The sequence below is a fragment of the Pseudomonas poae RE*1-1-14 genome, from assembly GCF_000336465.1.
Lineage (GTDB): Bacteria > Pseudomonadota > Gammaproteobacteria > Pseudomonadales > Pseudomonadaceae > Aquipseudomonas > Aquipseudomonas poae.
On record NC_020209.1, the window covers coordinates 5,240,780 to 5,263,066 of the forward strand.

General features: G+C 63.9%; 25 protein-coding genes. 3 read left to right on the top strand and 22 right to left on the bottom strand.

What is annotated here, in order from left to right; translation table 11 throughout:
- Nucleotides 1-10: 10 nt before the first annotated feature.
- Nucleotides 11-919: a LysR family transcriptional regulator gene (locus tag H045_RS22990; protein WP_041931562.1), complete on the top strand. Its 909-nt coding sequence runs from the start codon at nucleotides 11-13 to the stop codon at nucleotides 917-919.
- Between the two features lie 114 nt (nucleotides 920-1,033).
- Here H045_RS22990 and H045_RS22995 read toward each other — a convergent pair whose 3' ends face one another.
- The 19 genes from H045_RS22995 to H045_RS23085 form a co-directional block, all read right to left on the bottom strand.
- Nucleotides 1,034-2,260, bottom strand: coding sequence for a beta-ketoacyl-ACP synthase (locus tag H045_RS22995; RefSeq protein ID WP_003237299.1), 1,227 nt, complete (start codon nucleotides 2,258-2,260; stop codon nucleotides 1,034-1,036).
- Nucleotides 2,260-2,988, bottom strand: coding sequence for a 3-ketoacyl-ACP reductase FabG2 (locus H045_RS23000; RefSeq protein ID WP_015373586.1), 729 nt, complete (start codon nucleotides 2,986-2,988; stop codon nucleotides 2,260-2,262). The genes H045_RS22995 and H045_RS23000 overlap by 1 nt, the downstream gene beginning before the upstream one ends.
- Complete coding sequence (locus H045_RS23005) at nucleotides 2,985-3,446, bottom strand: hotdog family protein (RefSeq protein ID WP_003237295.1); 462 nt, start codon at nucleotides 3,444-3,446, stop codon at nucleotides 2,985-2,987. Before H045_RS23005 ends, H045_RS23000 begins: the two co-directional genes overlap by 4 nt.
- The gene (locus H045_RS23010; RefSeq protein ID WP_003237294.1) at nucleotides 3,443-4,609 is read right to left on the bottom strand and encodes a beta-ketoacyl-[acyl-carrier-protein] synthase family protein; all 1,167 of its coding nucleotides are present in this window, start codon (nucleotides 4,607-4,609) and stop codon (nucleotides 3,443-3,445) included. Before H045_RS23010 ends, H045_RS23005 begins: the two co-directional genes overlap by 4 nt.
- Nucleotides 4,606-5,088, bottom strand: coding sequence for a DUF3261 domain-containing protein (locus H045_RS23015; protein ID WP_041931563.1), 483 nt, complete (start codon nucleotides 5,086-5,088; stop codon nucleotides 4,606-4,608). The genes H045_RS23010 and H045_RS23015 overlap by 4 nt, the downstream gene beginning before the upstream one ends.
- Nucleotides 5,085-5,819, bottom strand: coding sequence for a class I SAM-dependent methyltransferase (locus tag H045_RS23020; protein ID WP_015373588.1), 735 nt, complete (start codon nucleotides 5,817-5,819; stop codon nucleotides 5,085-5,087). The genes H045_RS23015 and H045_RS23020 overlap by 4 nt, the downstream gene beginning before the upstream one ends.
- Entirely contained in the window at nucleotides 5,816-7,063 is a 1,248-nt protein-coding gene (locus tag H045_RS23025) for an NAD(P)/FAD-dependent oxidoreductase (protein WP_015373589.1), read from the bottom strand. Before H045_RS23025 ends, H045_RS23020 begins: the two co-directional genes overlap by 4 nt.
- 33 nt (nucleotides 7,064-7,096) lie before the next feature.
- A complete protein-coding gene (locus tag H045_RS23030) occupies nucleotides 7,097-9,415 on the bottom strand; it encodes an MMPL family transporter (protein WP_003237285.1) in 2,319 nt (772 codons plus the stop codon).
- Nucleotides 9,399-10,082 carry an outer membrane lipoprotein carrier protein LolA gene (locus tag H045_RS23035; protein ID WP_049818600.1) on the bottom strand — a complete coding sequence of 228 codons (684 nt, stop codon included), beginning with the start codon at nucleotides 10,080-10,082 and terminating at the stop codon, nucleotides 9,399-9,401. The genes H045_RS23030 and H045_RS23035 overlap by 17 nt, the downstream gene beginning before the upstream one ends.
- Nucleotides 10,079-10,504, bottom strand: coding sequence for an acyl-CoA thioesterase (locus H045_RS23040; RefSeq protein ID WP_003237282.1), 426 nt, complete (start codon nucleotides 10,502-10,504; stop codon nucleotides 10,079-10,081). The genes H045_RS23035 and H045_RS23040 overlap by 4 nt, the downstream gene beginning before the upstream one ends.
- Nucleotides 10,497-12,038, bottom strand: coding sequence for an HAL/PAL/TAL family ammonia-lyase (locus tag H045_RS23045; RefSeq protein ID WP_015373590.1), 1,542 nt, complete (start codon nucleotides 12,036-12,038; stop codon nucleotides 10,497-10,499). The genes H045_RS23040 and H045_RS23045 overlap by 8 nt, the downstream gene beginning before the upstream one ends.
- A complete protein-coding gene (locus H045_RS23050) occupies nucleotides 12,022-12,957 on the bottom strand; it encodes an LpxL/LpxP family acyltransferase (protein ID WP_003237278.1) in 936 nt (311 codons plus the stop codon). The genes H045_RS23045 and H045_RS23050 overlap by 17 nt, the downstream gene beginning before the upstream one ends.
- A complete protein-coding gene (locus H045_RS23055) occupies nucleotides 12,954-13,688 on the bottom strand; it encodes a glycosyltransferase family 2 protein (RefSeq protein WP_003237275.1) in 735 nt (244 codons plus the stop codon). Before H045_RS23055 ends, H045_RS23050 begins: the two co-directional genes overlap by 4 nt.
- A 119-nt stretch (nucleotides 13,689-13,807) precedes the next feature.
- Entirely contained in the window at nucleotides 13,808-15,487 is a 1,680-nt protein-coding gene (locus tag H045_RS23060; protein WP_015373591.1) for an acyl-CoA synthetase family protein, read from the bottom strand.
- On the bottom strand, nucleotides 15,484-16,029 hold the full coding sequence (locus H045_RS23065; protein ID WP_015373592.1) for a COG4648 family protein: 546 nt from the start codon (nucleotides 16,027-16,029) through the stop codon (nucleotides 15,484-15,486). The genes H045_RS23060 and H045_RS23065 overlap by 4 nt, the downstream gene beginning before the upstream one ends.
- A complete protein-coding gene (locus tag H045_RS23070; protein WP_003237268.1) occupies nucleotides 16,026-16,280 on the bottom strand; it encodes an acyl carrier protein in 255 nt (84 codons plus the stop codon). The genes H045_RS23065 and H045_RS23070 overlap by 4 nt, the downstream gene beginning before the upstream one ends.
- A gap of 9 nt (nucleotides 16,281-16,289) precedes the next feature.
- On the bottom strand, nucleotides 16,290-16,559 hold the full coding sequence (locus H045_RS23075) for a phosphopantetheine-binding protein (RefSeq protein ID WP_003237266.1): 270 nt from the start codon (nucleotides 16,557-16,559) through the stop codon (nucleotides 16,290-16,292).
- Nucleotides 16,537-17,349, bottom strand: coding sequence for a lysophospholipid acyltransferase family protein (locus H045_RS23080; protein ID WP_003237264.1), 813 nt, complete (start codon nucleotides 17,347-17,349; stop codon nucleotides 16,537-16,539). The genes H045_RS23075 and H045_RS23080 overlap by 23 nt, the downstream gene beginning before the upstream one ends.
- A complete protein-coding gene (locus H045_RS23085; protein WP_015373593.1) occupies nucleotides 17,325-18,047 on the bottom strand; it encodes a beta-ketoacyl synthase chain length factor in 723 nt (240 codons plus the stop codon). The genes H045_RS23080 and H045_RS23085 overlap by 25 nt, the downstream gene beginning before the upstream one ends.
- A gap of 316 nt (nucleotides 18,048-18,363) precedes the next feature.
- Here H045_RS23085 and H045_RS23090 point away from each other — a divergent pair, with 316 nt between their 5' ends.
- The gene (locus H045_RS23090) at nucleotides 18,364-19,134 is read left to right on the top strand and encodes a ParA family protein (RefSeq protein ID WP_003237260.1); all 771 of its coding nucleotides are present in this window, start codon (nucleotides 18,364-18,366) and stop codon (nucleotides 19,132-19,134) included.
- 151 nt (nucleotides 19,135-19,285) lie between these two features.
- On the opposite strand, the gene trxC is transcribed toward H045_RS23090, so the two are convergent.
- Nucleotides 19,286-19,720, bottom strand: a complete 435-nt coding sequence (gene trxC / locus H045_RS23095) for a thioredoxin TrxC (RefSeq protein WP_015373594.1) — start codon at nucleotides 19,718-19,720, stop codon at nucleotides 19,286-19,288.
- Between the two features lie 83 nt (nucleotides 19,721-19,803).
- Here trxC and H045_RS23100 point away from each other — a divergent pair, with 83 nt between their 5' ends.
- Nucleotides 19,804-20,205 (top strand): helix-turn-helix domain-containing protein, encoded by a 402-nt coding sequence (locus H045_RS23100; protein ID WP_003237256.1) that lies wholly within the window; start codon nucleotides 19,804-19,806, stop codon nucleotides 20,203-20,205.
- Here the strand turns inward: H045_RS23100 and H045_RS23105 are convergent.
- Both H045_RS23105 and selO read right to left on the bottom strand, forming a co-directional pair.
- A complete protein-coding gene (locus tag H045_RS23105) occupies nucleotides 20,198-20,680 on the bottom strand; it encodes a GNAT family N-acetyltransferase (protein WP_003237255.1) in 483 nt (160 codons plus the stop codon). The genes H045_RS23100 and H045_RS23105 overlap by 8 nt on opposite strands.
- 95 nt (nucleotides 20,681-20,775) lie before the next feature.
- Complete coding sequence (gene selO, locus H045_RS23110) at nucleotides 20,776-22,239, bottom strand: protein adenylyltransferase SelO (protein WP_003237253.1); 1,464 nt, start codon at nucleotides 22,237-22,239, stop codon at nucleotides 20,776-20,778.
- Nucleotides 22,240-22,287: the final 48 nt, after the last annotated feature.

Sequence of the window (22,287 nt, forward strand, 5' to 3'; positions counted from 1 at the left end):
TGGTGAGGGTATGGAATTACGTCATTTGCGCTACTTCATCGCAGTGGCCGAGGAACTGCACTTCGGCCGCGCCGCCCAAGTCCTGGGCATCTCGCAACCGCCGCTGAGCCAGCAGATTCAGGCGCTGGAGCAGCAAGTGGGGGCGCGTTTGTTCGAACGCACCAACCGTCGTGTCGAGCTGAGCGAGGCGGGGCGCTTGTTCCTGCACGAGGCGCGTCTGGTGCTGGCGCAGGTCGACAAGGCGGCGGATGTAGCGCGGCGTGCGCACATGGGGGAGCTGGGTGAGCTGAAGATCGGCTTCACCTCATCGGCGCCGATCAACGCCAGCATCCCCCAGGCCATTCATGCGTTTCGCCAGGCGTTCCCGGCTGTTCACCTGACGTTGCGGGAAATGAGCAGTACTCAGGTCGCCGAGGCCCTGGTGGACGAATCGATTCAGGTCGGCTTGATGCGTCCGTTGCCGTTGCCCGACTCCCTGAGTGCCGTTGAGCTGATGCGTGAGCCACTCGTGGCCGTATTGAACACCGGCCATCCGTTGACGGCGGGCAGTGAACACGGCTTGCACCTGGCGCAACTGGCCGAGGAACCCTTCGTGTTCTTCCCGCGCAGCTACGGCAGCGGCCTGTACGCCCAACTGCTCGACCTGGCCCGCGACGCAGGCTTCAGCCCGCGCTTTGCCCAAGAGGCTGGCGAAGCGATGACCATCATCGGCCTGGTGGCGGCGGGGCTTGGGGTGTCGGTATTGCCGGCGTCGTACCAGCGCATCCGGATCGATGGGGTGGTCTATCGCACCTTGCTGGACCCTGCCGCAGTGTCAGCGGTGTGGCTGGTGCAGCGCAAGGGTGTGCAGTCGCCAATGGCGAAAGCGTTTGTGGCGTTGTTGGTGGCGAACGGGATTGTCCCAGGGTCGATCAGTTAAACGCAGATTCCCTGTGGCGAGCGGGCTTGTTGTGGCGAGCGGGCTTGCCACATTTACGGCGTTTTGCCACCGATTGGGGAGACTGCACACGCTCACTCGTTTGCGGGTGAACCGTCAGCACCAGCGCCGAAAGATCAGCGAGGTATTCACGCCGCCAAAAGCGAAGTTGTTGTTCATCACGTAGTCATGGTGCATCTCGCGAAAGCCTCCTTGGAGGTAATCCAGTTCACCACATTGCGGGTCGACGGTGTCCAGGTTGAAGGTGTGTACGTACTGGTCGCGGTTCATCATTTCGATGCTGAACCATGACTCCAGTGCGCCGCACGCGCCCAGGGTGTGGCCAAGGAAACTCTTCTGCGAGCTGATGGGCATGCGGCTGCCGAACAGGCTACTGGTGGCCAGGGTTTCGGCGATATCGCCCTGGTCGGTGGCGGTGCCGTGGCCGTTCACGTAGCCGATAGCCGACGGCTCCAGCCCGGCGTCTTCGAGGGCCAGTTCCATGGCGCGGCGCATGGTTTTCTGTTCCGGGCGGGTGGTGTGCTGACCGTCGGCATTGCTGCCGAAGCCGACCAGTTCGGCATGGATATGCGCGCCGCGCGCCAGGGCGTGTTCCAGTTCCTCCAGTACCAGCATGCCGCCGCCTTCACCAATCACCAGGCCGTCGCGGCCGCTGTCGTAGGGGCGCGGGCTGGTCTGCGGGGCGTCATTCTTCAAACTGGTGGCGTAGAGCGCATCGAACACCATGGCCTCGGTGGGGCACAGCTCTTCGGCGCCGCCGGCGAGCATCAACGGCAGGCGTCCGAACTTGATCGCCTCGTAGGCATAACCGATGCCCTGGCTGCCGCTGGTGCAGGCGCTGGAGGTGGGGATCAGCCGCCCGGTAAGGCCAAAGAAAATACTGATATTCGCCGCCGTGGTGTGCGGCATCATGCGCACGTAGGAGTTGGCGTTGAGCCCCTCGGCCACCGAGTTCAGCAGCATATTGCCAAACGCCTTGATCTCGTCGGTGCTGCCGGTGGACGAGCCACAGGCCACGCCCATGCGCCCGTCCTTGATCGACTCGTCGCCGAGCAGCCCGGCGTCCTGCAACGCTTGCTCCGCTGCCCACACCGCCAGGCGCGAGACGCGGCCCATGCTACGCAATTGCTTGCGTGTCCAGTGCGCAGGCACCTGGAAATCATCGATGGGCCCGGCCAGTCGTGTGTTCAGTTCAACAAAACGGTCCCACTCATCCATGCGCCGGATGCCGCTGCGGTTGGCGCGAAAGTTGGCTGCGATGGTCTCCCAGTCACAACCCAGGGAGGTCATGCCGGCCATGCCGGTGACGACGACGCGCTTCATCAGCACAAGCCTCCGTTCACCGCCAATACCTGGCGCGTGATGTAGCCGGCTTCGGCCGACATCAGGAAGTTCACGGCGCCCGCAACTTCCTCCGGGGTGCCCATGCGCTGCGCCGGGATCATCTTCATCAGTTCTTCCACCGGCACGTTTTCATCCAGCATGGCGGTGTCGATCAGGCCGGGGGCGACGCAGTTGACGGTGATTTTGCGCTTGCCCAGCTCGATGGCCAGCGCCTTGGCCGCACCGATCAGACCGGCCTTGGACGCGCTGTAGTTGACCTGGCCCCGGTTGCCGATCAGTCCTGAAACAGAGGTGATGCACACGATGCGCCCGGGCGCGCGGCGCCGAATCATCGGCATCATCACCGGGTGCAGCACGTTGTAGAAACCGTCGAGGTTGGTGCGCAGCACCACGTCCCAATCGTCTTCCGACAAGGCCGGAAAAGCGCCGTCACGGGTCAGGCCGGCGTTGAGTACCACGCCGTAATAGGCGCCGTGTTGTTCCACGTCGGCTTCGAGCATTTCGCGGCACGCGGTGCGGTCGGCAACATCGAATTGCAGCACGCGGGCGTTGCGTCCCAACGCCTGGATCTCGACCTGCACCGCATCGGCTTCGGCGCGCCCGCTGCGGCAGTGCAGCACGATGTCATGCCCGGCCTGGGCCAGGCGCAAGGCGATAGCGCGGCCGATGCCGCGGCTGGAGCCAGTGACCAGTACGGAGTGAGTCATGACGTTGCGTCCTTCGATTCAGCTAAATAGTTGGCCGCCAGGGGCGGTCGAAATACGTTCAAGCGTGCGCTGGCCTGGATGCCGTCGCCGGTGAGGTGGCATTCGAACACCCCCATGCCGTTGTCGTCTTCCAGCGAGCGCAGGCCGTGAATGGTCAGCTCGGCGCCCGCCGGAAAACCATCCACGTTGCATTCGAACTTGCGTGTACCGAGCAGGAAGCCAAGCTCCACTGCTTCGCCGTTCTTGCGTGCGCGACAACCGGCATAGGCGGCGACGCTTTGCGCCATCAGTTCGATGCCCACCCACGCCGGCAGGCTGCCGTCCGCGCGGTTGAACAGGCCGCCGGGCTTTACGGTGAGACGGGTATGTATCTGCTCTTCATCGAACGACAACACCTGGTCGATCAGGATCATGTCGCCCGCGTGGGGCAGCAGTTCGGCGAGTGGCCAATCGATCATGGGGCCTCTCCGATAATCAGGCTGACATTGTTGCCGCCGAAGGCAAACGAGTTGCTCATCAGGCGCGGTTGTTTCAGGGCGTCACCGCAGCGGGCCCACTGCAACGCGGGCAGCGCCGGGTCGGCCTGGCCGTCCCACACGTGCGGCGGCATCCCACCGTGGGTGAGGCTCAGCCAGCAGAACGCCGCTTCCAACGCTCCGGCTGCACCGAGGGTGTGGCCGCTCATGGGTTTGGTCGACGAGCACGCCACGCCATGTGGGAACAGGTGGGCGACGGCCAGGCTTTCCATGGCGTCGTTATGCTGGGTGGCGGTGCCGTGCAGGTTCAGGTAGCCGATGTGTTCAGGGTTGAGCCCGGCGCTGCTCAACGCCTTGCTCATGGCCTGCAGCGCGCCTTTGCCCGTAGGCTCAGGCGCGGAAATATGGTGTGCGTCGCTGCTCGCGCCGCTGCCCAGCAACGCAATGGGGGCCGGCTCGCGCGTCATCAGAAACAACACCGCCGCTTCGCCGATATTGATGCCGTTGCGGTTCACCGAAAACGGATTGCAGCGCTCGGCGGACACCGCTTCCAGCGAGGTAAAACCATTGAGGGTCAGCTTGCACAGGCTGTCGACGCCACCACAGATCACCGCATCGCACACCCCCAGGTCCAGCAGGCGCCGGGCGCTCATCAGGGCACGGGCGCTGGAGGTGCACGCGGTGGAAATCACATAGGCCGGGCCGCTCAGTTGCAGCCAGTCGGCGAGAAAATTGGCCGGCGCGCTGAGTTCCTGTTGCTGGTAGTCGTAAGTATTGGGGAACTGCCGGTCACGCAGGTACTGGGCAATGCCACGACTGGCTTCGTCGATGCCCGAGGTGCTGGTGCCCAGCACAATACCCACCCGCGATTCGCCATAGGTATGGATCGCCTGGCGCATCTCGCCCTCGATCTGCAGCGCAGCCTCTAGCAGCAGCTGATTGTTACGGCTGCTTTGCTGGCCCAGTTGTAGCGGGATCGGCGCCAGATCACCGTGCACAGCGCCCACCGGCAGCACTCGGTCCGGCACCCAGCCGCTCTCGGCGCGCATGCCGGCGCAGTCACCGGCAAACAGGCTGCGCGCAACCTCGGCTTGCCCTCGGCCGAGGGCACAGATCACCCCCAGAGCATTGAGATAGGCGGTCATCGCTCAACCCCAAGCGGGGTGATGCGATAGCTCAACGGCTGACCCGTCATGTTCACGCTGAACACCTCGGAGGACTGATAAACGATTTGCCAATGGCCTGGCAGGGTGCGGGTCAGGTCCCTGGCCTGTGCCCCCGGATACAGGGCGCGCAGGTCGTCCGCCGAGGCCAGCGCAAACAGCAGGGCGGCGAACAGCTCGCGTGCCTGCGGATTGGGCGGCAGCAAGCCGTCGGCCTGCCACGCGCCGTCAAGCAACTTCTGCCGCGCCAGGGGAATGCCCAGCGGATCCATCATCGACCAGCGAAGGGCGGCGCCTTCCCGCTGGATCACCAGCAGCCAATCCTGGCGCTGGTTGCCTTCGCTACGCTGCACATGCAATTGCAGCGGTAAATTCAGGGCCGGGATTTTTTCCGGCAACGGCGCCTGGCTGGCGCACGCGCTCAGCAGCAACAGGCAACCCATCAGCAACAGACGCATCATGGTGCACTGCTCGCCAGCGGCTTGCGCGCCACGCAGTTGACCAGGGTTTCTTCGCGCTGGCCCACCGGCGGTGCCTTGCGCAGGCCCAGGCGCTCCAGCAGGCCGAAATCCGTGGCGCGGCTCCACCACAGATACGGGTAGGAAACGTTCTGCGGGCCAAATTCAAAGCCCTGCTCGCGGATCATCGCGAGGTACGCCTCGGCGCTTTTCTGCACCTGCATGGGATGGCGGAACAGCCAGCGAATCACCCAGGTGTCGATATAGGCTTCGGTGGACTCGGCAAACAGCAGGTAGCCGCCGGGCTTGAGCACGCGATAGAACTCTGCGAGGGCGCGATGCTGCTCCACCAGATGGTGGAACGTCTGGTGGCAGAACAGAATATCCACGCTCGCGTCCGGCACTTGCAGGGTGGCGCAGTCGCTGCCGATCAGCTCGATGGCGAGGTCCTGGCGCGCCGCTTCGGCCTTGCTCTGGTCGAGGCTGTGGGGGTCGGCATCCAGGCCGATCAGGCGTTCCGGGGCGAACACCTGTTGCAGGTACGCAAAGGATTTACCCTGGCCGCAGCCGGCGTCCAGCAGCACCGGGGCCTGCGGCACAGGCTCGGTGAACAGGCTGCGCAGGTCGTCGATGGCCACGCGCAACACATAATGTTGCCAGGTGCGGCTGCGCAGAAACCAAAGACCGAAGCGGGTTTCTTCGACGTAGTGTTTACTCAGGTAGTGGCTGCTCATACCGCGTCACTCGCACAAATTTCCGACAACATCCGCAGGCGTCGCTTGGGCTCGCTGACAAACGGGTTGCGCTCGTCCCAGGCATAACCGGCGAGGATCGCGCTGATCATGCGGCGAATCTCCGGCGAGCTGCCGGGATGGAAGATTACATCCTGGAACGTCCCGGCGTACCAGCCTTCGACATAGCAGCGAAAGGTGTCGACGCCGCGTTTGAGCGGCTCGGCGAATTCGGTTTGCCAGTCGACGGTTTCGCCCGTGAGCTGACGATGCAGCACCCCGGCCGCCATGCTTGCCGAACGCATGGCAATGGTCACACCGGACGAAAACACCGGATCGAGAAATTCCGCCGCATTGCCCAGCAAGGCAAAACCAGGGCCGTGCAGGGTTTTGACGTTGGCCGCGTAGCCGCCGATGCTGCGCGCCGGGGTATCCCACACGGCATTTTGCAGCACGCCGGACAGGCTTGGGGTTTCATCGATAAAACCGCGCAGGCACGCATCGAGGTCGCTGTCGCGCCCGTCGAAATGCGTCTGCGCCGCCACCACGCCCACCGAACAGCGGCCGTTGCTGAACGGGATGGTCCAGAACCAGATATCGCGCTTCACAGGATGGGTGGTGATAAGGATTTTGCTGCGGTCAAAGCCTGGGTGTTCGATGCGGTCTTCAACATGGGTGAACACCGCCCGGCGCAGCGGGAAATTCGACGGTGCCTCGAGGTCCAGCAGGCGCGACAGCACGCGGCCGTAACCGCTGGCGTCGAGCACGAATTTGGCCTTCAGGTGATACTTGCTGCCGTTTTGTCGAAGCACTTGCAGGTAGCGGCAGTCGCCGCTGAAATCCGCGCCGACGATGGTTTGGCCATAGCGAATGTCGACGCCCTGCAGCGCCGCCTGATCGGCCAGCAGCTTGTCGAACTCGCCGCGCTGCACCTGATAGGTAGTCGGCTTGCCGTTGCTGAACGTGTCGCCAAAATCGAACGCGCTGTAGCGCTCGCCCCAGGCGAACGCAGCGCCGGTTTTCACCTGGAACCCGGCTGCCTGCACGGCCTCGAGCATGCCCGCTTCTTCGATAAAGTCGATGCAGTGCGACAGCAGGCTTTCGCCGATCGAGAACCGCGGAAAATGCTCGCGCTCGATGATCACGACGTCATGGCCCTTGCGCTTGAGCAGCGCGGCGGCGATGGCGCCGGACGGGCCGGCACCGATCACCACCACCTGGCGACGTTCCATTTCAACTGTGGGCACTGAGGCTCCTTGCCGCATGGGCGATAATCACATTCATAAGGCGGGTTTGCGCGGCCCGGCCCAGGGCGCCAGCATAAAGCTGAATGCCAGGCCGAGGCTCACCGACAGGCCGAAATTACTCACCGCCGGCGTACTCGATACCGCCAGCAGACCGAACGACAACCAGGTCGTCAACGCCGCCAGTAACGTGCCCAGCAGGCTGACCGCCGGACCGCCGATCTGCTCGCGCATCAGGATCGCATAGTCGACGCTGATGGCCGTAACCAGCAACAGGCCGAACAGGCTGAACAGGGTCAGCGGCTGGCCCAGCCAGCCCAGGCTGGCCAGGCTGCACAGCGCAGCCAGCAACGGCAACGCGACGATGCGCACGGCACCGCCGAAGCCGAACGGCACCATCAGTAGCAACACGATCAGCCCACACGACAGTAATTTGAGCTCGGCGGCGCTGATTTGCGTGGCAGCGAACACGCGGTTCAAGTCGCCCAGGCGATCCACCAACTGCACACCGGGCAAATCCACGGCCTGTACCCGCAGCAGCGCGGGGTTGTTCAGACCCTGCAGGCTGACCATCGCCGCCACGCCGCCGTTCACCGGCCCCAGCCACAGCGTACGCCAGGGTTCGGCCAGCGGACCTGTGAGGGCGGCGTCGATATCTTCGGTGGGCAGTGCCTGCAACTGCGCCACTTCGGCTTGCAGGGCGCTGGCTGGCACGCCGAGGTCCACCAGCGGCTGCCAGTGTTGCGCCAGATTGCTCAGCGCATCGCGCAGTCGCTGCTGCTCGGCCGGCAGGTTGACCAGTTGGTTGAGCACCAGGTAACCCTGAAGCTTGTCCATATTCACCAGTTGCTCCAGACGCTGGCCCAGCGCGGCCTGACGCTCCAGCAACTGCTGTTGGTTGTCTGCGCGCACCAGAAAGAACTGACTGGTGGGCTGAAAGCCGGTGATCCGTGCCACGGCCTGGGCTTCCTGCAGCAAGTGAGGCGGCGCGCCGATCCACTGGCGAATGTCGTTTTTGCTGTTCAGGTGCCACACACCGCCGGCGCAGAACAGCAGCACCAGCGCCAGCAACAGCGGGCTCGGCACGCGCTGGAGCAACGACTCGCGCAGCCGCCACAGGCCCTCGGCAACCCGCAGCGGCCACTGCGCCGGGCGTAATTCGACGCCCTTGAGCAGCGCTGGCAGCAGGCACACGGCGCACAGGTAGGCGCCCACCAGCCCTGCGGCGGAAAACACTGCAATCTGCGTCAGCGCCGGAAACGGTGTCCAGGCCAGCGCCAGATAACCGATGCAACTGGTCGCCAGGCTCAGGCTCAGCCCTGGCAAGGTCAGGCGCAACGCCGGCCAGCTCTGCCATGGCTTCAAACTCCAGCTTTTGGACAGGTAATGCAGCGGGTAATCCACCGCCACGCCGATCAGGCTGGAGCCCAGCACCAGGGTCATCACATGCACATGGCCGAACAGCGCCACACAGGCCACCGCCCCAAACAGCATGCCGACGATGACCGGCACGAAGGCCAGCAATACGCGCCAGCGGCGGAACGCCAATAGCAGCAACAGCAGAATGCCGACGGTCGCGCCGCCGCCGACCCAGGTGATTTCCCGCGTGGCTTGCTGCTGCCCATTGGCCGCATAGAGCAGGCCGCTGGCCGCGAGCAATTGCGCACCGTGCACGGCGGCCTCGGCGCGGCTGGCCTGGAGCAGGTCCGCCACTTGCAGCGGCAGGTGCATATCGAAGGCATTGCCGGTGGTGCGCGCACGCAGCAGCACCCAGCTTTTGCCGTCGGCATCGGCGATCAGCGCGCCGCTGCCGATGTCCAGCTGCACCGAACCCTGCTGCGGCTGGCTGTTCTGGATACGCCCGGTGAGGCCCAGCCAGTCATCCTGGCTCGGCACCAGGCTGAAGCCGGTGAAGGGGTCGAACAGTGATTGCACGCGCTGTTGGATAAACGCCTCGGGATGCTCGATGAGCTGCTCGCGGTCCTTGGCCGCGAGCATCGCCAGTCGGCCGCGCAGCAGTTGCTCGCGCAGTGCCGGCAGGTCGGCTTGCAGGTTCCATTGCACTTTTTCAAACAGCCCGCTGGCCTGCCAGCGCTCGCCCAGCTGTTGCGCCACGGCCACCGCCTGCTGGCGGTCGGCATGCCCCACCAGCACCAGCATCTCGCGGTTAAGCGGCTCTTGCATGCGTTGTTCGGCTTGCTGTTCCAGCGCATCCGGCGCACTGCCCGGCACCAGTTCCATCAGATTGGCCGAAAGCGGCGCGCCCTGGCGCCACTGCCAGCCGGCCAGTGCCAGCACGGCCACCAGCAGAATCAGGAACAGGCGCGGCAGCAGGCGCTCACTGGGCAAAGTCATGTTGCTCCGCGTCGGTCAGGGGCAGGCCCGCGGTGCTGTCCCGCAGGCGCAGCACGGTGCTGTCGCCCTGGGTCTCCTGCAGTTCGATGGTGTGCACCAGCGCGCCGCCCTCAATGTTGATTTGGTTGAACACCTGCTTGAGCAGCAGCGAGCGTGGAATCAAGGTCAGCGCCCACTGCGTGGACTCACCTTGCAGCTGCAGCTCGAAGTCACGCTGCAAGCCGCTGCTGTCGCCCTGCAGCACGGCGAGAAACAAACGGTTCTGCTCAGCCCCGGCGCTCTTGTTCGGCAGCCATTGCCAGCCGTTGCCTTCACGCCGGGCGATGCCCTGGGCGCTGATGCGGTAGTCCTGTTGCAGCGGGGTTTTCAGCAGCCAGAGCAGGCCGTGGTCCTTGGCGAGCACGAAGGTGCCCTTGCTGACCAGGGGTTGGGGCAGGGCGCGCAGGTGTTTTTCTTGGGTGAAGCTGCCGTGGATCACGGAGGGCTTGGCCAGTTGATCGCTGAGTTGTTGCAGGTCGAAAGCGTGGGCGCTGAAGCTCAGCAACAACCCGATCAGCGTGGCAGCGGGCTTGCCCGCGAAGAACCTGAGGACGCTGCGCAGTGCCAGGCGGATCGCATTCTCGTTGACGATTTTCGCGGGCAGGCCCGCTGCCAAAGGAGATCTCATTTCAAGGCCCTCTCGACGGCGTCGGTGAAGACTGTGGGGGAGGCCAGTTGCATTTCGCGGCTGGCGATTTCCACCGCTACCTGCACGGTGCTGGCGCGGGTCATACGTTCGCCGCTGGCGAGGTCGGTGATCAGGTAGTTGATCTTCAAGCGGTTCTCCCACTCCACCAGGCTGGCGCGCACGTTGATGGTCTGGCCGAACACCGCGCCGCGCACGTAGCGCAGTTGCATGTCGATCACCGGCCAGGCGTAGCCGGCTTCGCGCATGGCGTTGTAGTTGTGGCCAATTTTGTCGAGCAAGGCGCAGCGCGCGACTTCCAGGTATTTGACGTAATGGCCGTGCCATACCACGTGCAGAGTGTCGACGTCGAAAAACGGCACGAGGATTTCAGTGTCGCAGTGCAACACGCCGGGGCTACGCATGCAGCCTCCAGTGTTGCGCGGCGATGCGTTGCAGGCACAGGCGCAACTCGCCTTCCAGGGCACGGTCTTCGATCACGGGCGGGAAGTCTTTGGCCAGCTCGACGTGCATGGCGGCCAGGGCCGGCGGCAGTGGGCGCGCATCCTCGGCCCGAGCGCGCAGCCACACCCCCTGGTTGGCGGCCAGCAGGGCGGCGGCGGCCACTTGCTCGGTCAGTTCCAGCACGCGGATCGCGTCGCGGGCGGCGATGGTGCCCATGCTCACCTTGTCCTGGTTATGGCACTCGGTGGAACGTGAGAACACGCTCGCCGGCATGGTGTTTTTCAGCGCTTCGGCGGTCCAGGCGCTGGTGCCGATCTGCACGGCCTTGAAGCCATGGTTGATCATCGCGCGGTCGGCCGGCGCGCCGGACAGGTTGCTCGGCAGTCCGTGGTTGTAACGCACGTCCACCAGCAACGCGAGCTGCCGGTCGAGCAGGTCGGCGACGTTGGCCACCAGGGTCTTGAGGCTGTCCATGGCAAAGGCAATATGCCCGCCGTAGAAGTGCCCGCCGTGCAGCACGCGTTCCTGCTCGGCGTCGATGATCGGGTTGTCATTGGCGCTGTTCAGCTCGATCTCGATGAATGAGCGCAGCCAGTTCAGGCTGTCGGCCAATACGCCGAGCACATGGGGCGCGCAGCGCAGCGAGTAGCGGTCCTGCAGGCGATGCAATGGCGCGGTCGGCGCGTCGATGGCCAAATCCTTGCGCAGCCAGGCGGCGACCTGCATCTGCCCCGGGTGCGGCTTGGCGGCGAACAGGCGTTCGTCGAAGTGTTCCGGGTTGCCTTGCAGGGCCACCACGTTGAGAGCGGTGATACGCGTGGCCAGTTGCAGCAGGTAGTCGGCGCGGGCGCAGGCCAGGCAGGCGAGGCCGGTCATCACGGCGGTGCCGTTCATCAAGGCCAGGGCTTCCTTGGGGCGTAGCACCAGTGGCGTCCAACCCAGCTCGCGGTGCACGTCGGCGGCCGGGCGCCGTTCGCCCTGGAACAACACCTCGCGCTCACCGGACAAGGTAGCCGCCACATAGGACAGCGGCGTCAGGTCACCGCTGGCGCCCACCGAGCCTTCCTCGGGGATCAGCGGCAGCACATCGTGTTCAAGGAAGGCATGCAGACGCTCCAGCAGCTCCACGCGCACGCCGGACACGCCGTGGCACAGCGACTGCAAACGCGCTGCCAGCACCGCGCGCGTAGCCTGGGCGTCGAGCAGTTTGCCCAGCCCGCAGCCGTGGAAGGTGTACAGGTGACGCGGCAGCGCCTCGACGTGCTGCAACGGCACCGCCACCACGCAGGAGTCGCCGTAGCCGGTGGTCACGCCGTAGATCACGCCTTCCTTGTCCAGCAGCGAATCGAGGAACTGCGCGCCCTTGGCAATGCGCTGGCGATAGGCTGCATCGTCCTGCAACCGCGTGGGTGCCTGACGGTTGGCCAGGGCCAGCACGTCTTCGATGCGCAGGGGGCGTTCGCCAAAGGTGACCGGCTCAGGATGCGGGATCATGGGTCTTCCAGAAGGGGTAAAAGTTGAACCATTGTTGGGGCGCCTGCAGGCAGAACTCGCCCAGGCGTGCGGCGTAACGCGCGGTCCACAGGGCGATCACCTGTTCGCGGGTGCTGCGCTTCCATTCGATCCGTTGCGCGAAGGGCTCGATGGTCAGGCGATAGCGGCCCTGGTGCTTGAGGCACATCAGCAGGTTGACCCGGCATTGGAGCAGGCCGGCCAGCAACCACGGGCCTTGGGGGAACGCGGCGGCATGCCCGAGAAAGTCCACGCGCACCGTGCGCCCGCCATGCAGCGGCACGCGGTCGCCGGCAATCGCCAGCCATTCGCCGTCGTCCAGGCGCTGGCTCAGCAGCAGCATGGTGGCCGGGTCCAGCTCGCTGACCTGGATCAGGCGCAAGTGGGTCGCGCCAGCCTCGCCCAGCAGGCGATTGAAGTGTTCGGCGTGCTTGGTGTGCACCAGCACGTTCATGGTCACCTGTTCGCCGATCTCCGCCAGCGCGCGGCATACCTCGAGATTGCCCAGGTGCGCGCCCACCAGCATCTGCCCGCGTTCGCCGCGCAATTGCCCGCGCAGTTGCGCCGGGTCATTGATTTCGATCTGTTCCAGACGCAGCTTGCCGTTCCACACGTCGAGCTTGTCGAGCAGGGAGTCGGCGAAGGCCATGAACTGGCCGAAAACCTTGCGCCGGGTGGGGCGCAACTCATCGCGTCCGCTCCACTGCGCCAGGCGCTGCTGGTATTGCCATGCGCTCTGGCGTGCAGTGCGGCCGAACAGGAAAAAGTAGAACACAATGCTGTACAGCAACGGGCTAAGCAGGCGCCGGCCGAGCACCCTGGCAGCGACGGCGGTGAATTTCATCAGCCAGAAGCTGCCGCGTTCTTCGCGGTCGGCCCAGTGTTTGGTGTTGTCGGTCATGCCTGCCACCGTCGCCACAGGATCATCGGCGCGCGTACCAGCATGCCGAAGAACAGCCGGGTGTGCATGGCGCTGATGCGCAGGTTGTCGTGGAACAGGCGAAAGTGCGACAAGCCGTCGGCGGGGTAATGCACCTGGGTCGGCAGCCAGCGCATCGGCTGGTTGCGCCAGGCCAGGCGTACAAGGATGTCCGAATCGAAATCCATGCGCGTGCCGATGTAGGCAGAGTCCATCAGCGCCAGCACCGGTGCCAGCGGGTACACGCGAAAACCGCACATCGAGTCGCGGATCTGCAGCGACAGGGTGTTGATCCACACCCAGACGTGGGTGAGGTAGCGCGCGTAGAGGCGGCCCTTGGGCACGCTGTCGTCGTATTCGGGGTAGCCGCAGATGAGTGCGTCGGGGTGCCGGCGCGAGGTGTCGATAAAGGTTTCGACCTCACGCAGATCATGCTGGCCGTCGGCGTCGACTTGCAGCGCATGGCTGTAGCCCAGGCGCGCGGCCTCGCGGAAACCGGCCATGACCGCGCCGCCCTTGCCGAGGTTGTGGGGCAGGCTGATCAGGGTGACGTGTTCCAGGGTTGCCAGTTGCACCAGCACCGTCGCGCAGGCCGGGCTGCTGCCGTCGTCCACCAGCAGGCAGGGCAGGCCGCTGGCGAGCAGACTACGGACCACGGCGGGCACGGCGGCTTCGTGGTTGTAGACGGGGATCAGGGCGCAGGGGTTATGCATGATGGGCGGCACCTGAGGGACCGAGTCGTCCGCATCGCAGGCAAGCCAGCGCCCACATTGTGAAGTGTGAACCCAGGCCAATGTGGGAGCGGGCTTGCCCGCGATTGAGCGCGAAGCGCTCACCCGGCTGATGCATGTGCAGCCTCCAGCTGAATCCTGCCGCTGGAGCAGGCGTTGTCGTCATTGCGATAGGCGAAGTACAGCTTGCTGCGCTGCGGGTCAAAGCGCAGGTGCAGTTCGAGGGTATCGCCAGGGCGCACCAGTTGCTGGAACTTGAGCACTTCCATGCCGGCAAACCGGGTCGGCACGGCCATCAGTTGCTGGCCCAGATTGAACGCCCACTCCACCTGCACCACGCCTGGCAGCACGGGCGTGACCGGGAAGTGACCGCTGAAATAGGCGAGGTCCGGCGGGATGCTCAGTTGCAGCGTCCATTCGCCATTGGCTTCGACCTGCTCCAGTACCTCGGGCGCTTTTGGTCGTGGCGCCAGCAACAGCGCATCTATCTCGGCCTGGGGCAGCTTGCCCTGGCTGTTGAGCGGCAACTGACGCAGCAGGCGCCAACGCCGTGGCAAGGCAAGGGCTTCGCAATGCTGGCTCAACTGTTGGCGCAGGGTTTGGGTCACCGTGCGTCGGCCTTGATTGCGCAGGGCATGCAGGCCTTCGGCGCTCAGCACCACCAGGGCGCCCAGGGAGGCGCGGTTTTCCTGGACCACGCCCAGGCAGTTTTCGGTGACCCAGGGATGAGCCATCAGCGCCTGTTCGAGCATGGGCAGGGAGATGCGTTTTTCTTCCAGCTTGACGATGCGGTCCAGGCGGCCCAGCAGTTCGAAGCGGCCATCGGCATGGATGCGTGCGGCGTCGGCGGTGTGCTCGATATGCCCGGCAGGCAAATAAGGCGAGGCGATACGCAGCGCGCCGTCGGCATCCTGGCTCAGCGCAACGTCGGCAAAGGGCTGCCAGGGTTGTGCGCCCTGGCGCCAGGCGATGCCACCGGTTTCCGAGCTGCCGAGGATTTCCGTCGGCCATTGCCCCAGGCGATCGTACAGGCTGCCAGCGGCCTCGACGGGCAACGCGCCGCCGGAGGAAAACACTCGCGACACCTGGCTCAGCGCCGGCCAATCGAGGTTGTCGCCCATGCGCTTGAGCAGCGCGGGGCTGGCGACCCAGGCGAACCTAGGATGCTCGCGGCTGGCGCGCTGCAGGTCTTCGGAAAACGCCAGTTGGGTGCGACCAAAGCGGCGTCCGGCGCACAGCGGCCACAGCACGCGGAACAGCAGGCCGTAGATATGTTGAGTGGCGACGCTGCCGATGATGCAGGCGTCCTTGAGGTCGGCGCCCCACAGGGCTTCCAGCGCGTCGACTTCGTTGGCCAACTGGCGCAGGGTCTTGTCGATGCGCTTGGGTTCACCGCTGGAGCCGGAGGTGCACAGGCTCATTTGGCAGGCGTCCAGGTCGAGGGCGCCGCCGGGCAGGGGCGCCTGGTACAGCGCGTCCAGGTCCGAAGCCTGGGTTAGCCAGGCGTCAACGGATTCATCCCAGCGTTGGCGCGTGTGCGGCTGCAGGTCGGCGGGCAGCAGCACGCTCACGCTGGCGCGCCAGGCGCCCAGCAGGGCAATCGCCAGCACGCCGGCGTCTTCCAGGTGCACCGCCAGGCGGCGGATACCGCGCGCCTGCAGGCCTGCCGCCAGGCTCAAGGCGTGCGTCCACAACTGGGCATGGTTCATCGCAGGCGCGGTGGTGACCAGGCGCAGCTCCAGCGGCTCAAGCAGCAGGTGCTCAAGTTTCAAACCTTTCATAGGCGGCCTCGAACCCTTTGTCGTATCAGCCATTCCACGGCAAACAACAGCCCCATCAGCCCGTAGGCGATGAGGCCGTTGTACAACGTCCACCAACTCAGCGGCGCCCACAGGGTGAGGGCAGCGGCGAGCAGGCCGTTACACAGAAAAAACATGCTCCACACCACGGTGACCTGGCGCGTGTACGCAACCACTTTGGGCGCCAGCACAGGCTCGGTGATGCGCGCAATGCGCTCGACCATCGGCGGGCCGTATTTGAGGCTCAGGCCGAACAGGGCCAGCATGAACGCACTGACCAGGCTTGGGTACCAGCGCAGCAGGTAGGGGTTGTCGAACCAGGCCAGTAACAGGCAGAAGAGGATCACGGCCAGCGCCATCCAGCGGCTGCCGATGCTTCGCGCGCCGGCAAGGGCGCGCAACAGCCACAGGCTGCCTAGCAGCAGGCCGAACTGCCACGGGGCAAAGTGCTCGGTGCCGTAGTACACCGCAAAGGGGTACAGCAGCCCCGCCAGCAACAGGCCAAGGCCGATCAATCGGCTCATGCGACAGGCTGGACCAGGCGGTACACCGCCTCAACCACGTCGTTGACGGTGCGCACTGCCTTGAATTCCTCGGCGGCGATCTTCTTGCCGGTCTGGCGTTTGATATGGTCGATCAGGTCCACGGCATCGATGCTGTCGATTTCCAGGTCCTGATACAGGTTGGCGTCGAGGGTGACGCGCTCCGGCGGCAGTTCAAACAGTTCCACCATTGCATCGCGCAGGGTGTTGAAAATATCGTCACGAGTTTGCATGGTCCGGTCTCAAGCTGCCTGTCTGGCTGTGACGAACGCCGCAAGGCAGGCCACGTTGGTGAAGTGGTTGCGGGTGTCCTTGGCGTCGGCATCGATCTTGATGCCGTAGGTTTTCTGGATCGCCAGGCCCAATTCCAGGGCATCGACCGAATCCAGGCCCAGGCCTTCGCCGAACAGGGTCTGTTCGCTGTCAATGTCATCGACGCTGATGTCTTCCAGGCCCAGGGCCTCAATGATCAGCATCTTTATGTCGCGTTCAAGGCGTTGTTGGTCGCTCATCTTCGGCGAGCTCCTTAATGAAATAGTGGTGCAGGTAATCGTTGAGCTTGCGCGAGGCCTGAGGCGCGGGCCCCAGGGAGGCGAACGCCTGTGGTTCTATATCGGCACCCACACGCAAACTGAAGTGAAATCGACGTTTGGGAATGCGATACCAGGGTTCGGCCTTGGTCAGGGTGGTGGGGCTGACCTTGATCACCACGGGCGTGATGACCGATGCGCCCCGCAGCGCGATGGCGGCGGCGCCGCGATGAAAGGCCGGCGGCGCGCCGGGCGTGGTGCGGGTGCCTTCGGGAAAGATGATCAGGGTCTGGCCGGCGCGCAGGGCGTCGGCGGCGGCATCGAGCATGTCAGCGCTGCCGTCGTTGCTGAGGTAGCCGGCATCGCGCACAGGGCCACGGGTGAACGGGTTTTGAAACAGGCTGCGTTTGATCACGCAGTTGGTCTGGCGCATCAGGCCGATCAGAAACACCACGTCGATCAGCGACGGGTGGTTGGCGACGATCATTTGGCCGGGGCGTCCGAGCTGTTCCGCGCCTTCGACGCTGTAGGTCAGCACGCCGACGCGCTGCATCAGGCGAATGAAGAACCAGAACAGCCGGCTGATGGTATGGCGGGCACGGCGCTGGTGTCGCGCCGCGCCGCCGGGCAGGCAACTGAGCAGCGGAAACACCAGCAGACGCAGACACAGGCCGCCCAGGCCGAACAGGAAAAAGCTCGCGGCGGTGGCGAACAGGCGCCAGTAGTAGGCGTCTCGGGGTTTGGCGTTCACAGCTTGCGTTGCCAATTCCATACTCGGTTCTTCCAGGCATGTTGGCAGGCGCCCTGTTCAGTGAGCAGGGTGCGCAGCAGGTTCAGCGCGTGGGGCCACTGGGCGACAGTCGAGGGTTGGACAGTGCTGCCGGTGAGTTCCAGCTGCCACTCGTCGCCGGGTGTAAGCAGCAGGCCGAGGGCATAGGGGAACGGTACGTCGTGGATCCAGCCGGCATAGGCAGCGGGCGGCTGTTCTTCGGTGATCACCAGCAACACTGCCGGCGCGCCTTCGTTGAGCAGCGCGGCGGCTTCGAGTACGCCGTGTTCGAGGCCATCGCCGGCGGCGGCGAGGGCGGTCATTTCGCTGGTCTCGTTGCGCAGGATCGACCACAGCCCCACCACCGCATTGTGCACTGACAGACTGAACTGGGTGGGCGACAGGGGCGCTTCATTGGCCAGGTCACTGAGGATGTCGAGGGTGCGAGGGGTTTCGCCATGCCGGGAAATAAACACCAGCGGCAGGTCCGGCAGGCCCTCGGCCAGCGGCCAGCCCACGCTGAACGCCATGCGCGCCAGGCGGCTGAGGCGCCGACGCTGCATGGCCGGTAAAAATGATACGTCAGGGGAGGCTTCGCTGGCGGGCAGCAACACCGGGGCCCGGCACCAGGCGTGCCAGTCGTCCGCGCTGTCGAGACCTGGAGCCCAGGCGCGCCATTGGGCGATGCTGAAGTTGATCACTGAGAAGTTATCCCGCCCCTGCGGGCTTCCATGTGCCACCGATGCCCCGGTTTTCCGGGACGGCGAAGGGCCGAATGGCGCGCATTATCCCGGTGCTGCGGGGTTCTAGCAAACATTGGTAAATAATAGTTCACGATTTATTGAACTTTGCCTGGGAAGGGCTACGGATTGTGCTTGACCGCCGACAGGAATGGGTTGTCGGACGTTTCCTTTTTTGGCGTATGGGGCTGGCCTCCAATGCGTTGATCAACGAGGTAGCGAACAGTCGCTTTTGCCCTCTACACTCGGGCATTCATTGATACCCGGAGGTTTTCCCATGCGGCGTGTGGTGTTCAATCAAAAAGGCGGGGTCGGCAAGTCCAGCATCGCCTGCAACCTGGCGGCGGTCAGCGCCAGCGAAGGCTATCGAACGCTGTTGGTCGACCTCGATGCACAAGCCAACTCTACCCAGTACCTCACCGGGCTGACCGGCAACGATATCCCCATGGGGATCGCCGATTTTTTCAAGCAAACCCTGTCTTCCGGGCCGTTTTCCAAGAAGAACAAGGTGGATATCTACGAAACGCCGTTCGACAACCTGCATGTGATTACCGCGACGCCGGAACTGGCCGACCTGCAACCGAAGCTGGAGGCCAAGCACAAGATCAACAAACTGCGAAAGTTGCTGGACGAGCTGAGCGAAGATTACGACCGCATCTACCTCGACACACCGCCGGCTCTGAACTTTTATGCGGTGTCGGCGCTGATCGCCGCCGATCGTGTATTGATCCCCTTTGACTGCGACAGTTTTTCGCGCCAAGCCCTCTACGGCCTGCTGGCGGAAATCGAAGAGTTGAAGGAAGACCACAATGAAAGCCTCGAAGTGGAAGGCATCGTGGTCAACCAGTTCCAGGCCCGGGCGAGCCTGCCGCAGCAGATGCTGGACGAGTTGATCGCCGAAGGGCTGCCGGTGCTGCCGGTGTACCTGGCCAGTTCGGTGCGTATGCGCGAGTCGCACCAGGAGAGCAAACCGCTGATTCACCTGGACCCACGGCACAAGCTGACGCAGCAGTTTGTGCAGTTGCATAACTTGCTTGAGAGCACTTGAGTTTTAAGTGCGCTGCACAACCCTGTGGGAGCTGGCTTGCCTGCGATGGCATCACCTGGGTTTAGCTGAAAGACCGAGTCGCCTGCATCGCAGGCAAGCCAGCTCCCACACAAGCCAGCTCCCACACAAGCAGCTCAACGCTCAACCGGGTTTACACCCCCTGGCTTCGCAACCAGCTCATCAACTGCGGCAATGGAAAAGCTCCACTCTGGCGCGCCACTTCCCGGCCATTCCTGAACAGGATCAAACTCGGAATCGACCGAATCCCCAGCTGCGCCGACAGTTGCTGGTTCGCTTCACTGTCCAGCTTGGCCAGCCGGCATTTGCCCTCGAGCTGCCCGGCCGCCTGTTCGAACACCGGCGCAAACGATTTGCACGGCCCACACCACTCGGCCCACACATCCACCAGCAAAGGCAAGTCGCCCTTGATCTGGCTGGCGTAATCGCCCTGTTTCAGCTCAAACGGCTTTTTCAGCAACACCGGCTGTTTGCAGCGCCCGCATTTGGGGGCGTCGCTCAGGCGTTCACCGGGGATGCGGTTGAGGCCATTGCAATGAGGGCAGGGGATTACAAGCGGTTCGGACATGGTGGGCTCCTCGGATTTGGCCAATGCGTTCAATCTGGAGCCGGACGGTCGGTTTATCAAGCCTCTACAAGAAGTGACAACCCATGAACGACGATCTAAAACTCGCGATTGAACACTGGCCCTTTGTTTCATCGCTGCTGACCAAGCCCCAAAACGAACGCGACTATGACGGCTTGGTGAAAGCGCTCGATGATTTACTCGATATTGTGGGCGAAAGCGAAGCTCACCCGCTGAAAGGGCTGCTGGATATCATGGCTGACTGGATCGAAGGCTACGATCATGAGCATCGCCCAATGCCCGTCGCCAGCGGGGTCGACGTGTTGCGCTCGATGATGCGAGAGCATGGCCTGAGACCCAGCGATCTTTCGGGCATTGGCACCCAGGCCGTCGTCGCTGAAATCGTCGACGGCAAACGCCAGCTCAACCTGCGGCAGATCCGCTGGCTGGCGGAACGTTTTGGCGTGTCGGTGGAAACTTTTATCTAGATGCGCCTTTGAATACATACACACAGGTGTCGTCCACCACCCCTGCCGTATCGACCCGCGCATTGGACAGCACCGCCTCGCATTCGAACCCGCACCGCTCTGCCACCTTGATGCTGCGGGTGTTGCGGCGGGCGGTGGTGAGGTCGATTCGTTTGGCGTTGAAGAGCTCGACGGCAAGGTCGCGCACCAGGGCGCAGGCTTCGCTGGCGTAGCCTTTGCCCATGCTGTCGGTGCCGATCCAGTAGCCGATTTCCAGGTGAGGGATGCGCAGGTCGCGGATAAACAGGCTGATGCAGCCGACCAGCGCATCGGAGCTGTTTTCGATAATCAGGAACTTGTATTCGTTCTGATCGGCGTTGAAGTTATCCACAGCCGTTTGCAGGTTGGCGCGGGCATCTTCCAGGCTGTTGCGGCCTTTTGCCCACACCAAAAAGTCGGTGTGGGGTTGGGTGAAATCCTGGATCAGCCGGTGCATCTGTGCTGCTTTGTCTATTGTCGGCGCGGCAAGCTGTAAATGGGTGCTGCATAACAGTGCTGCTGGTATGTCGGAAAACCTCACGATCCGTCTCCTTACGACGAACAACTAATCTCCAAATGCTTGCCCCAATCCGGCGGGCGCTGTGCGTACTGCTCCATCCCCGCCTGTTCTTCGAACGGTTTGGTCAGCACCTCATGCAACCGTCTTACCTCGCTGTAATCCCCCGCCTCGGCGGCGGCGATGGCGTTTTGTGCGAGGTAGTTGCGCAGGATGTACAGCGGGTTGACCGCGTGCATCCGTACACGGCGCTGTTCTTCGCTGTATTCGCCATCCCGCGCAACGCGGGCCTTGTACAGGTCGGCCCAGGCATCAAAGCCGGCCATGTCGACAAAATCATCGCGCAAGCGCGCCACGGCCAGTGTCGCCGACTCATCCCCCAGACGGCGGAAGAACAACGTGTAGTCGACGCCACTGTTCTGCATCAGCGCGAGCAGCCGCTCCACCAGTTTCTGGTCCTCTTCTTCGGCGGTGGTCAGCCCCAGTCTGCGGCGCATCAGGTCCAGGTAGTGGGCCTGGTACAGCGGCAGGTACAGGCCCAAGGCCTCTTTCAAGGCATCCACGCTGATAAACGGCGTGAGCGCCTGGGCCAGCGCGCTGAGGTTCCATTGGCCGATGGGCACCTGATTGCTGAAGGAGTAGCGCCCTTCGTGATCGGAGTGGTTGCAGATGAAGTGCGCATCAAAATCGTCGAGAAACGCGAACGGGCCAAAGTCGAAGGTAATGCCGAGGATCGACATGTTGTCGGTGTTCATCACGCCATGGCAGAAGCCGTATGCCTGCCACTTGGCGATCATCTCGGCGTTGCGTTCGACGATTTCGCGGAACATGGCCAGGTACGGCTCGGGCTGCTCGCGGCATTCGGGGTAGTGCAGGTTGAGTACGTGTTCGGCCAGTTGGGCCTGCTGCTCGGTTTTTTTGGTGTAGTAAAAATACTCGAAATGCCCGAAGCGGATATGGCTGGGCGCCAGGCGTAACACCATCGCGCCGCGTTCCTGTTTCTCGCGCCACACCGGCGTGCTGGAGCCGATCACGCACAATGCGCGGCTGCTGGGGATGCCCAGGGCATGCAGGGCTTCGGAGGCGAGGAACTCGCGAATCGAGGAGCGCAGCACGGCGCGACCATCGCCCATGCGCGAGTAAGGCGTCATGCCGGCGCCCTTCAAGTGCAGGTCCCAGTGCTCGCCGGCCGCGTTATACACCTCGCCCAGCAGCAGCCCGCGACCATCACCCAATTGCGGGCTGTAGCCGCCGAACTGATGCCCGGAATAGACCATCGCCCGGGGTTCTGCTTCTTCCCACAGCTTATGGCCGCTGAACAGTTCGGCAAACACCGGGGTTTGCGCCACGGCCGGGTCAAGGTCGAGCAATGCCAGGGCGGCATCGCTCGCCACCACGAGGCGTGGTTCGTCGAGGGGCTCTGGCAGCACGTGGGTTGAGAACGCATCGCCCAGGCGTGCGAAGCGGTTGTCGAAGGTCAGTTCGTCGAGGGCTTTCACCGGCCATCTCCAGCAGAATGTCCGAGCATTCTGCTGGGGAAGGGCGAT